The following is an 11970-nucleotide window of genomic DNA, read 5'->3' as shown; positions in this document are numbered from 1 at the left end:
TTTCTACTGCAAATCAACAAGTTCGGAACTGCCCGAACCACGCTCGCTCCTCTGGGTCTCCGCTGTCGTTGCGCCATACGAAGGCGTCGCCTGCGCCGCCGAACTGTTCGTACAGGACCTTGTGGCCAGCCTCGTGGTAAGCAGCACTGCGCAGCTCCCGAGCAGCAATTTCTTCTTCCGCGACTTCAATCATGGTGGTGAACAACGTTCGGGTAGGGAGAGGGCATAGCTCCCGCCGGGACCATGATGTACAACTCGGGTACAACTATTTTTACGTTCCGGTTTGCACTTATGCGAGGTTGGCGCTCCGAGAAAGATGCAAAACACTGAGCGCATGCACCTGCTGGACAGCCGGTTGTCGGTAATCGAGAAACCAGCCACCATTCAAATTGAACAACTGCACGAGGTCGGACTCAAGCTGTGGAAACGGCATATCCAATGCCTCCACCGCGACCACACGGCATGCTTCGACGAGCCGAGCACGTTCAAGCCAATCGCACATAGCACCGTTTGAACTTAGCCAGATTTGCGCTGATTCAATGAGATGGTCGGTTCGCAACCACTCGCCACTGCGAGCAAATGCGAAGAGCTGCCCGACAACGAGGAACGTGAGCAACTCTGCTCTGGTTTCATCATCTAGCTTGCTCATTTCTCTGCGTCCTCCTTCGGGGCCGCCGCGTAGCTCTTCTGTACGCGAGGCGGAGCGGGGCACGCTTCAGCATGCATCAGGTCGGCGGGTAAGAGATTGGGACAGGAGCGGGCTTCGTCCATGGTGCGACTGGTAAGCCAGTTCTCGTAGTCGGCGGGCCGCACGATAACGACCGAGCGCTTCTCATCGCCAGGCTTGTGGAAGCGCCGCATGAGCGGATGCTCGCTCGAGTTGACGGTCAGCATCGTGAACGAGAGCGCCTTGTCATCTTGGCATTCGTTCCATTCTCGCCAGAGTCCGGCGATGGCAAACGGTTCGCCGCTAGCCATGTTGATGCGCCAGCGAACGGCTTTACCGTTCTCGTAGTTTGGCTCGTAAAAGGCATCGCAGGGCACGAGGCATAGCTGCTGGCGTTTCCATGCTCCGCTAAAGCTGCGCATCTCGCCGACGGTCTCTGCGCGCGCATTCATCGTGTCGACGACCCGCACGCCAGGTGGAATGTGCTTGCGCGGAACCATGCCGAACGTCGCGACGTCCGCGTGTGTGGCATCTCCTGCGCGTCGAATAATCGGGGCTGGATAGTCCTTGTAGACCTCGTCGCGCCACGGGCTGTCGGGCGGCTCAATCCCGAAATGGCGAAATAGCTGGGCGCGCCGCGCGGCCGCGTAGTTCGTACACATCTGTCCCTCCGTGCAAGGGTGCCCGCGAGTATGGGAGAAGGGCCTTGTGGCAACCAAGAGCGCGATGCGGAGTGGCTCTGTTTGAGTCGACCATCTTGACGGCCACCCAGCACCCCTGGCTATACTGTACATCCATACAGTATTGTTTGTCAGTCATGGAGCCGGTTTGGGAATACAAGTGGGCAGAAGTGGGCAGTCTGGGACGAGGTTCAAGCCCGGTTTGTGCCCACGCCGATATGGCTCACAGACGAAGAAGCCCGGTCGGACTGGTACGCCTACGAGACGTGCGTGTACCGGCTCGAGCATACGAAACGAGACCGGGAGCGTGCTGCGGGGCCCGGCGTCGACCCGCCGGCGCCTGACTTCCCGTGGACCCGAGAGCGAAAGCAGCGTACCGAGCGACGCAGGTATGGGCTGCCACCGTTTTTCACGCGACTTGACGCAGAGTTACGACGCATCTGGAAGCAGCACCCAGAGGATGACGTTCGCCGACTCGCACTCGAAGTGCAGTGCGGGCACTACGCAATCTAGGAACTGGAGGCGATGGCTGCCGAAGGTTACTGGTACTTGCAGAAGGAGCACGCCACCATCGACGATGCTCGTCGGTCAATGGGGCGCTTAAGGCGCCGGCGGATGCAGGAATTGCAGAGAATCGGACCAATCACATGGCAGCGACGGCGTTGATGAGCGCTATCATCACGCTTTCAGGACTTGAGCATATACCTAGTCGCGTCAGATGCGAAAAGCATAATCAGCCGTCACTACCTTTCCTGCTCCAATTTGACAAATGGTCTGCGTCGCAGTCGCGCTTTGATAAGTGTCGGGTAGCGGAAGTGTTGTATCGACGACGGCGCGACACTGAATCGTGAAATCCGAAAAGAAGCCAAAATTCCGGGGGCACTTTGGGCACAAAGGTATCGTTTATTTCATCAAATACCGCATCGCTGGAGATTGCTGAAAAGCATCCAGGCGGCTTCGTCGAACTCGGTCGGAGGTTTCAGCGTTACCACGACGAAGAGCCAATTGATGACATTGCGAATCAGAGTTATCTTTCGGCACACACTCGCGGCTATAGAACGTTCGATTGGGAGGGCCTGCTCGGTCACCGCCTAGTCGTCGTACTGGGGGAGCCCGGCAGTGGAAAAACAGAAGAGCTGCGTGCGCTCCGTCGGCGCCACCCAGAGAGCTTTTTTTTGCGGCTCGAACAATTGGTCACCGAGGACGTAAAGACCATTCTGTCAGACGCGGAATTGGAGAGGCTCGAGCAATGGAAGAAATCGAATAACGCAGCACTTTTCTTGCTTGATGCGGTCGACGAGTCAAAGTTGAAGCGCGACGATGACTTCATTGCTGCGCTGGACCGACTTGGCAACACGCTCGGGCCTGCTCGATTTCGAGCACGGTTGATAGTCAGTTCAAGGATTAGTGAGTGGCGCCCGCATACAGACCGTGAAGCGATAAGAGAGCGGTTTGTGGCGCCGCCTGAAAAGCCGGACGCAGCGCCTGAAGACATTCTTATTGCCACAATACTGCCGCTCGCTCCAATCCAGGTACGTACCTTCGCCGAGAACAGAGGCGTGCAGGATGCAGAGAAATTTATCGAGGCACTAAATGAACACAACGCATGGCCCTTTGCTGGTCGCCCTCTCGATGTAGTTAATTTGTATGACTACTGGAAGGACAAACGGGAGCTGGGTGGCCTGACTGCGTTGACTGAGTATATGGTTCGCAAGCTACTTGCCGAGGTCTCCAGCAAGGAGCGTGGCGACCCATTGACCGCGGAGCGGGCAAGGGCGGGAGCTGAATATCTCGCGGCTGCTGCAGTGCTTTGCAAGAATCTTAAGTTCGCCGTACCCGATGATGCTCATATTTCTGGCCAGAGCTACCTCGCTGCCGAACTTGTGCTGCCGAGCGATTGGACGTCGCTTCAGAGACGGGCGTTGCTCGACCGAGCATTATTCGATTCAGAAAGCCGCGGTGCACTTTCTTTTCACCATCGCTCACACGTTGAGTACCTCGCCGCATCTTGGATTGAGGGGTTGATGCAGCACAACTGCTCATTCGAATCCCTGCAGGAACTGCTTTTCGCGAGTTCCAATGGCGCAATTACGCTACGTGCTTCGATGAGGCCCGTTGCGCCATGGTTGGTAAAGCGCGATGCCTCGTCATGGCGTCCTTTGCTGGAGAATCTCTTGTTGGCGACAGCGCCAGAAATTCATCTCCAATGGGGTGACCCAGCGGCCTTACCGATTGAATATCGTAAGCGGGTCCTTGCGGCCATAGTGCAAAAGTACCACAGCCGCGAATACGTTCCAATCGAAGTAGACCTCGAGTCTCTTGCCCGGATTGCGGACTCCGAACTTGCTACGGACATATCTACCTACCTGCTCGACAGTGAAGTATCCGACGGGCTGAAGGCGCGGTTGCTATTCATAATCATGGAGGGAAAGCTGACAGAGTGCGTCGGGAGCGTCATTGCATTGTTTGAACTCGCGACCACTTCAGAGGACATACGTCGATATTCTGTTCTTGCTGTTCGAGATGCTGGAACAGGGGCGCATAAACGTAGCCTTGCTGAATGCTATCCGCGAGTCGCAGCCATCGACAACAAGACACTCGGTTATCTGTTTGAGACGCTTTTCCCGACATGCCTCTCCGTTGAAGGTGCTCTCGAGCTTCTTCAACGAACTGCGTCCGTCAGGCGCCATGAAATAGAGTTTCTGAACTCAGTTAAGTCTAGCTTGGTAGAGGCACTCGACGACGAAAACGTAATGCCTTTTCTGAGAGGAATTGTTGCTATGTTGGCGAATCCGCCAACCATCAATTCGTTGCGCGTTTCCGAGCAGTACTACTGGGTCTCGGAGTTAATTGTGCCGTTGCTGGCCGCTGCTCTAAGAAAGCCACGATACGCAGATACGGAAGTGAACATCATTTTTGACGCAGTCCTGCTGGTTGAACGTAGGATTATGCTGGAACAGCCAGATAACTCTGGCGAGAGGCCACAGCTTGAGGCAATAAGAAACGTACTGCGAAGCAGCCCTGAACTTCGCCGAGCCATCTTTTGGCGGCGCGTCGCTCAATTTCGTGCGAGTCAGGACAAAGAGCCGCTGGCGCATAGGCTTAACCCGTATCACAGTGTTCTCCGCTTGAGCTATGTCGATTTGGATTGGTTGATTTCTGACAGCATTGACGCGACAGAGGAGCGCGATAGAAAGGTGGCTATTGAGGTTGCGCTCTCGCTCTCGTGGGCGACAGGTAAATCACTTCCCGCGATAGCTTGGAAGCTACGTCGGACGTTCGCTCGCCGTGACATCCGTCCACTGGTGTTGACGCATCTGAAGTACAGAGTGACGGCACCGTTCAATAAGCGATATGACAAGTACATACGTCAACGTCTTTTCGATGCCCACTGGAGAACAATGCAACAATGGCGATTCAAGCACTGGCGAGACGGCGTGCAACGGAAGCGTTTGTTGTGGACCCATCTCCGAAAAATTAAGTCGGGAAAATATGTGTATGGCCTCAAATATTTGCTTGAGGTAATGCAGGATGGAAGTTCGAGTAAATATGGGGTGGCGGCTTGGGAGAAAGTGCGCGCCAAATGGGGGCGCACGTTCGCGGCCGCAGCAGAAGCGGGCTGTTTTAGCACGTGGTTGACGTTTTCTCCGGAACTTCCCTCAGAGCGAAAAGTACCAAATTCTATGGACGTACGGGCTAGCTTTGGCCTGATTGCGCTTCAATCGGAATGGGAAGCGGGTCGCCTCACTCTCAAGGACTTTGGCAACGCTGATGTCACGCGTGCAGTGAGGTACGCCTGCAGCGAACTTAACGGCTTGCCAGACTGGTTTGAATCTCTCGCTTTGGCGTTTCCTCGCGAGGTAGCTGATGCACTGTCTCCAGCCATCGATGCCGAATTCAAATATGCCGCTGACCGACCACTTGTGCATGAGGTTACTGCCAAGTTGGCTTCTGCGAAGTCGCCAACGCAGGCATCGGCCAACGCTGTCTGGCGCATCCTGTCGATTGCTGACCCGCTGCACAACGATGTTTTAAAGCAAGCTACAACGACATTGGTGAGAGCTGGCGACTCATACTATGATGAACTCGCCGGCCTCGCATCGACGCGAGTGAAGCAATACGAGCTAGGTCAAGCGCGTTGGTTGACGTGGATGGGCATGTGGCTAAAGTTAGATGCGTTACCGGCGATTGCATATCTCGAATCCGTTCTCGCGGACTGCATTGTGCAAGAAGAGGCTGACAATTTGGTCATCTCGCTTAGCGCAAGGTTGGGGGGGCGCTTCGGTGGCGATTTAAACCTAGGGCGCGCCTCATATCTGTCTCCAACGTCTTTGGGTAGCCTGCTACCCTTGGTGTGTCGGTATGTGCGCCGGGAAGATGATATTGACCGGACAGATGGAGGAGTGTATTCACCTGACGCTCGAGACGATGCGCAGGACTTCCGAGGTAGATTGTGGGAAGTGCTTCGCACCTCAGACTCGGCTGAGTGCGACAGCGTGCTCCGTCGCTTTCTCGACGATAAAATCTTGCCTGACTACGATGGTTGGATTCGGAACATACAGGACGAGAGAAACGGCAAGCAAGCGGACCCGACCGCTTGGCTCCCGGAAGATGTTCGTTCGTTCGGCGAGCACTACCGACACAAGCCTCGCTCCAACTATCAGCTGTATCAGCTCGCGAAGCGACTCATCGTGGACATCCAAGCCCATGTGGAGCGCTCCGAGAATGCGACGGACCGATTGCAGGTTCGCTCTGGTGACAAGGAAGTAGCCTTCCAAGGCTTCTTGAAGCGGCATCTTGACGGCCGGTCCTTGAGCTGGTTTTCAGTCACTCAGGAATCAACGATAGACCTGAACCAGCGTCCAGACCTTCGCATCGAAATTCCCGGATTGAACGCCGTTCCGGTTGAAGTAAAGCTTGCGAACCTTGGTTGGACCATTGAGCAGCTTCTGGAAAGGCTGGAAATCCAGCTTGTTGGGCAATATCTGAGAGCCGAAGGCGTCAAGTTTGGCATCTATGTTGTCGGCAATACGGAGCCGACGCGTAGATGGCAGCGGCCGGCTGATAGGAAGCTCATCAATTTCGCTGAGGTCATTTCGATTCTTCAAGCTAGAGCGAGCGAGTTGGCGGCGCAGTATCCAGACAACATCCACGGACTGTCTGTCGTGGGATTTGACTTCTCTGACCCAAGAGAACGATGAATGTAAGTGGCGTGAGGCATAGGCGCGCCTCACCACACAAACCGAATGCATTGCCGCGTGGTGCTGCCCGAATTTCTTGTACGATACGGCTCGCCCCAACGGGCGTGTGATGCGTGGTGCATCGAATGGCTGCGGGAGATAACGGCAATGCCGGTTTATTGCACATTCACACTCAACAAGAAGACGACCTCGGCGCTGGTCTGCTCAGGCTTGGCGCGGTCGAAGCCTACTCAGGGCATGCGAAAGGACGGGACAATCCTGACGACGTGGCTGACGAGGAGTAAGCGCTGGGGGTTAGCGTTGATTTAACGTAAAAAGCGATTCAATAGTGAGAGAAAATGCACGTCTACATCGATGAGTCCGGTACATTCACTTTCGCTCCGGCAGAAAGACGCCCTTGGAGCACGATTGGAGCTTATGCCGTTGATGAGGCTAAGTTGGGTGATATCGCGCAAGCGTATGAGTTACTGGAGCGAAACGTCAGCGCACCCGACGCCGAAGAAGCAATCGACGAACTGAAGAGTACACTGATTGACCCTGACAATCCTGAATACTATATCGAGTTCGTTCGGAATCTTGCCGATATTGGTGGAGTGTTCGTTCCTTCGGTTGTATATACGCCGATTGAGGCGAAGGGTAAGTATCTGAAAATTGCAGAATGTGAGCGCAGTCTGCCCCAAGGCGATGTCGGTATCGCCAACGAGAAGCGGCTTCAACTCTACCTGCAAGCTAACGCGCTCTGCGAAGCAACAAATGCGGCGCTTTGGGGAGCGGTCGGTTACTTTTCTAGGCATTCTCCAGCAACACTTCGTGAATTCCACTGGTTCGTTGATGAGAAGGCCAAGGTTGACGACTTCGTTGGTCTCTATCTGGATAGGTCTCTATCGGGCGAAGGGCGCCACTACAGATACGTATTGCAGCCTTCAAAAGAGATGAATGTAAAAGATTTTTATGATGCCCATGGCCAGGGTGGGACAGGTGGCTTCTCGCCATCGAAAGTGGTTGCGCACTATGAGTTCTTGAATTCAAAATCGATGGTGGGTTTGAAGGTTGTTGACCTGCTGACCGGTGGCCTGCGACGTAGTCTGAAGGGCCATTGGAACGACAGCGAACGTGTAGGTGAAGCGCTCGCTACTCTCATGATTCAACAAGCGCCTTGGCTATCGATTTCAGGTCAGTCGACTGAGCTTAGAGGGACGACCAAAACGCTTCTCCCAATCGCACGTAAATTCGATGGGGTTGTGGACTCCAACAGCCGTATTCTTGATTTTATACGTGCTCGAGCGAAGAAACTCGTTTGACCGACGGGCTGAGCGGTGTGGGCGGTTTATATGTTATGTCCCGTCGCACGCCCCTGTGTACCGTTCGCTTTGCTCGGTTACCGACTGGTGCATGCAAAGCGAGACCGGGAGCGCGCAGTGGAGCCTGGCGTAGACACGCCGGCGCCTGACTTGCCATGGCGCCGCGAACGGCGTCTCCGTGAGGAGCGGCGCAGGTATAGCTTGCCCCGTTCTTCACACCGCTCGAGGCGGAATTACGGCGCATCTGGAAGTAGCACCCCGTAGAGGGCGTCCGAAGATTCACGGTCAGGGCTCGTAAGGGGCGAGTCGAAAATGGCGTACACAAGTTAGACTCCGGTTCGAACTTGTCGTCGCCTGTATTGGTTCAAGTTGGCAAATCAAATTTCACGATGCCGGGATTTATTTTGATAAATAGAAGATTCTTTGGTTCGGTAATTGTCGTTGTGCTCGTATCAACAGTTTTGACGGTGGCGTTATACGTGTTTCAGTTCGGCACGCACCTTTCAACCGACCGCGGAGATTGGTCTGGATTTGGCGACTACTTTGGCGGGGTGCTCAATCCAGTTTTCGCTTTACTCGCCTTTATAGGTCTTCTCTGGTCTATCCATAAGCAGGGTTCAGATTTTCGTATTTCCTTGGAGCTTCTTCAGCGGCAGACCAATTCGGCGGAAGAGCAGGTTAATGCAATGCGGCAGGAAAGAGCGCGAGATGAAATGCTGCATGTTGTAAAGGAGATTGACTCGCACATAGAGCGAATCCTCGATTCTGTAGTTTCGGGGCCCGGTTCCATCAATCTCACGATTAGGCAAATGAAGTCGGAGGCACAGCGTCATAGAGCCAATTCCAAAGCTCCCTTGTTGGGAGCCTACGAGGAATTTGTTCGCTATGCGAAGACGTCAGGCTCTGTAGTGGAGGCGCATGTTCGGGAGTTGGTGTATCTCATCAGGCAAGGACGAAAGTTTCTCGAGGCCCATGCCGCGATGCATTTCGAGTATACCCCGACGCTAAAATATTATGCGGATAGGTTTGGTAGTCTTATGGATATGGTCGAAGATGTTGGTGGGCTGCCAGCGGATACGAGGGCGTTTTTCACGCACATCGCAAACTCCTAAATCATCGGACGTGCACAGATGTGACTAGCTCTCGAATGTGACGGTTGCGAATGAAAAGAGCGGGCAACAATGCTCGGAGCCGGTGAGTCTAGTTCGCATTCGAAAATGCTGCCGTTCGCAGACTGCCATCCTGTGCTTGAGCACGATAGGCTGCGGATGGGCACCACTGGATAACGAGACTCATGCAAACCTGAGTAGCATCTCGGATGCATCGCGATGTAATCCGGGGACCAACTACCGACAGAATCAATTCGCGATTCCTTCGAATCGAGCGAGCACTTTAAAAATCGAAAATTCAATACGAGATAAACATGCGGATTACTCGTTGGACCACCGAGAGCCTTAAAAAATCAGGTTCGCCCGTATTCTTATCTGAGCCCAGTATCGAGTCAGAGAACTGGACCACCGTGCTGATTGGACGCAATGGCACCAAGAAGAGCCTGCTTCTAAGAGTCCTACTGGAAGGTGTCTTGGGTAGCCACGGGTTCCGTCAAAACGGCCATCCAACGATAAAGCCCAGGCTTTCTTTCTCGACTGATACCGGCGTCACTGGGAAAGTTATCGCAATAGCTGGAACCCCGTTCGACCGGTATCCGAGGCAGACGCTCTATCAACGCCCGTCCAATGCCACCAGGTTCGACACGGACCACCGATATGTATATCTCGGATTGAAGAGCGCGAACGGTACTATGGGCGCCGCGCATACGGTCCGTACACTTGCATTCCTGCTTCTTCAAGGAGTCGAAGCTGTTCGAAAAAATACCTGGGCAGCGCGCGAAGTCCTCAATTTTCTCGGACTCGCGCCGAGGGTGAAGATTTTCCTCAGGCGTAGTTCGCAGTTAAACGTGTCCCGCAGAGATAGAGACGGCGGCCGCATTGGGGATTTCAGTTTCGCCAAATTCGATGCTTTCATTGAGAGTCAACTTTCGAAAGCAAGCTTAGAGGAATCTGCGGAGCTGGACCTTCAGTTTGTAGAGCTGGTCAGCGGGTCTACCGCAAGAAGGGCGACAGCGGAAAAGCTGCAACGACTATCCACGACCGTAGTCTTCTCCTTTGATGAAGATAGGCTTTCGTGGCAATCAGACGGCGTTCCGTTTCAACCCAGCGAGCTACTGGCGCTCATTGCAGGTGGTCTCGTTACCGCGAACCACCTCATGGTCGACAAGGTTAGCGAAGATTCCTCGAAACAGGTCGATGAATCTGACCTGAGTTCGGGACAATGGCATTTGATGTCGAGTCTTTTGGGTCTTGCCCTTTCCGTTGAACCTGGGTCGCTTGTTTTGGTAGATGAGCCCGAGAATAGTCTGCACCCTGAGTGGCAGCGAGGATATATCGAATTGCTGACAAAAATCCTCAAGGAGACGAACGGATGTCACACAGTTATCGCCACTCATTCGCCTCTTATTGCTTCAGGAATCGACCAAAACGCGGGGAATGTTGTGCAACTTCTGCGCGACGAAGATGGCCCTATTGGGCTTGGTTCGAGAGCAGTGACCGTCACCTACGGATGGGACGCTAGCGACGTGTATCAGGAAGTATTTGGAATGAGCAGCACGCGCGCGGTATCGTTCGTCGAGCAAACAGATGCGATTCTGGCCAGCATCCGTGATGGTGAAGAACTCGAAGCACCACTTCGAGAGGCGATTTCAAATCTATCTGACATAGCAGAAGCATTACCGCAAAGAGACCCAATGCGGCGCATCGTGAATGCCATCGTACGGGCCGAGGGCGGGAACCAGGAGAAGCGCTCATGATTCTCGCGGGCCGCATCAATGCAAACATTATGCAGGCGATTGGGCAAATCGCGGAGACAGAGTGGAACTCTGGCCTCGCTGAAGTCATCGCGTACCGGGATGCTGTTTTGGTTGCCCAGCGCCGCCTCTGCGCGTACTGCAAACGTCGGGTTTATCGAAACGAAGTTGGATTTCGGGAATTGGACCATATACTGCCAAAAGCTCAGAATCCACGAAAAAAACTCAACGGGGTACGGGCCTCGAGCAATGACAAGAAGTACCGTCGTCACACGACAGGGTATCCGCAATTCATGTACAACCCCGAAAATCTTGTTATCGCGTGCAAGAGATGCAACGGATTCAAAGGCTCGTACGATGCGTTAGCGGACCGGTCTCAGTACCCTGTCAACTATCCCGCGCTGAGCAATCAGTTTGAATGGATACACCCCTATCACGACGAGTGGTCTCTCCACATCAAACTTGTGGCGACGTTTCTCTATGCTGCAGTCGACGCCTCGCCTAAGGGGACCGCTGTCATTCACGCATGCGGTCTCGATAAGGCTGAAGAGCTGACTAAGCGGTTGTTTGAAGACTACGTGGACGAGTCAGAAGAATTGGTTGATGGCATGATGGCGCTGATTCACAGCCGAGAGCCATTTGACACTAGGGAGGCGGCCGAAAGGTTTGCTCGAGTCTATGGGAAAGACCCGGAAGCCATCCGAACGTGCCTGATAGATTTACAAGCAGCTAAAGCCGGTGGTTCCGAGGTACTCGCACGTGCCCTCGACACTGTCTCAATTGAACTCGGGGAGGCGGGACGTGCCATCTTGCCTGTAGCTGTAGCGGCTGCCCAAGGAGATGGAGCCGTCGTCTAGCGAGCTCTCGTTTATTCAACAAACCTCCCGTGCACTCGTCGCAAACAGCTTCCTTTGCGACGGGTTCGCCCGCAAGGGGTAAGGCGAGTCCAGGCTTCTTTCAACGGCCGTGTCTGGTGCGCACCCGCTCAAGAAATATGTCAAGGTCGAATGCCGATGCAACTCCAGACTCTTCACCGGCCATGTGTCGCATGCTCGTTAAGTTGGTGGAACGCACCTTACGGCGCGGTGACCGTCAACCGAGTACGTGGTCCCGGAAGCTCGCCGCGCGAGCCATCACTTGCCCTGTCTGCCCAAGCGCAAGTAGGTCGAACGGACTTCGGTCGCCAAGATTTCCTTTCGCTGCGGTAAAAGAGTCCCACTTGAATCATCCTGACAGTGGTTCCACACACCGCTATTGC

10 protein-coding genes are annotated in these 11970 nt (G+C 54.3%); 7 read left to right on the top strand and 3 right to left on the bottom strand.

The window, feature by feature from the left end; genetic code table 11:
• On the top strand, positions 1–229 hold a 229-nt coding region (locus tag LDO54_RS19450), incomplete at its 5' end, for a hypothetical protein (protein WP_224012312.1).
• Between the two features lie 60 nt (positions 230–289).
• Here LDO54_RS19450 and LDO54_RS19445 read toward each other — a convergent pair.
• Together LDO54_RS19445 and LDO54_RS19440 are read right to left on the bottom strand one after the other, a co-directional pair.
• On the bottom strand, positions 290–649 hold the full coding sequence (locus LDO54_RS19445; protein WP_224012311.1) for a hypothetical protein: 360 nt from the start codon (positions 647–649) through the stop codon (positions 290–292).
• Complete coding sequence (locus LDO54_RS19440; RefSeq protein WP_224012310.1) at positions 646–1329, bottom strand: SOS response-associated peptidase; 684 nt, start codon at positions 1327–1329, stop codon at positions 646–648. Before LDO54_RS19440 ends, LDO54_RS19445 begins: the two co-directional genes overlap by 4 nt.
• 902 nt (positions 1330–2231) lie before the next feature.
• Between LDO54_RS19440 and LDO54_RS19435 the strand changes: the two genes are divergently transcribed.
• The 6 genes from LDO54_RS19435 (at position 2232) to LDO54_RS19410 (ending at position 11569) form a co-directional block, all read left to right on the top strand.
• Positions 2232–6548, top strand: a complete 4317-nt coding sequence (locus LDO54_RS19435; protein WP_224012309.1) for a hypothetical protein — start codon at positions 2232–2234, stop codon at positions 6546–6548.
• Positions 6549–6673: 125 nt separating this feature from the next.
• Positions 6674–6832, top strand: coding sequence for a hypothetical protein (locus LDO54_RS19430; protein ID WP_224012308.1), 159 nt, complete (start codon positions 6674–6676; stop codon positions 6830–6832).
• 54 nt (positions 6833–6886) lie between these two features.
• Positions 6887–7849 (top strand): DUF3800 domain-containing protein, encoded by a 963-nt coding sequence (locus LDO54_RS19425; protein WP_224012307.1) that lies wholly within the window; start codon positions 6887–6889, stop codon positions 7847–7849.
• 344 nt (positions 7850–8193) lie between these two features.
• Positions 8194–8961 carry a hypothetical protein gene (locus LDO54_RS19420; RefSeq protein ID WP_224012306.1) on the top strand — a complete coding sequence of 256 codons (768 nt, stop codon included), beginning with the start codon at positions 8194–8196 and terminating at the stop codon, positions 8959–8961.
• A 311-nt stretch (positions 8962–9272) separates the two neighbouring features.
• Complete coding sequence (locus LDO54_RS19415) at positions 9273–10715, top strand: AAA family ATPase (RefSeq protein ID WP_224012305.1); 1443 nt, start codon at positions 9273–9275, stop codon at positions 10713–10715.
• Positions 10712–11569: an HNH endonuclease gene (locus tag LDO54_RS19410; protein ID WP_224012304.1), complete on the top strand. Its 858-nt coding sequence runs from the start codon at positions 10712–10714 to the stop codon at positions 11567–11569. The genes LDO54_RS19415 and LDO54_RS19410 overlap by 4 nt, the downstream gene beginning before the upstream one ends.
• Positions 11570–11669: 100 nt before the next feature.
• Here LDO54_RS19410 and LDO54_RS39275 read toward each other — a convergent pair whose 3' ends face one another.
• Positions 11670–11786 (bottom strand): type II toxin-antitoxin system ParD family antitoxin, encoded by a 117-nt coding sequence (locus LDO54_RS39275; RefSeq protein WP_436975627.1) that lies wholly within the window; start codon positions 11784–11786, stop codon positions 11670–11672.
• Positions 11787–11970 lie beyond the last annotated feature (184 nt).

It is taken from the genome of Paraburkholderia tropica (assembly GCF_914484835.1).
GTDB lineage: Bacteria > Pseudomonadota > Gammaproteobacteria > Burkholderiales > Burkholderiaceae > Paraburkholderia > Paraburkholderia tropica_A.
This window is presented reverse-complemented; position numbering and strand designations above follow the sequence as displayed.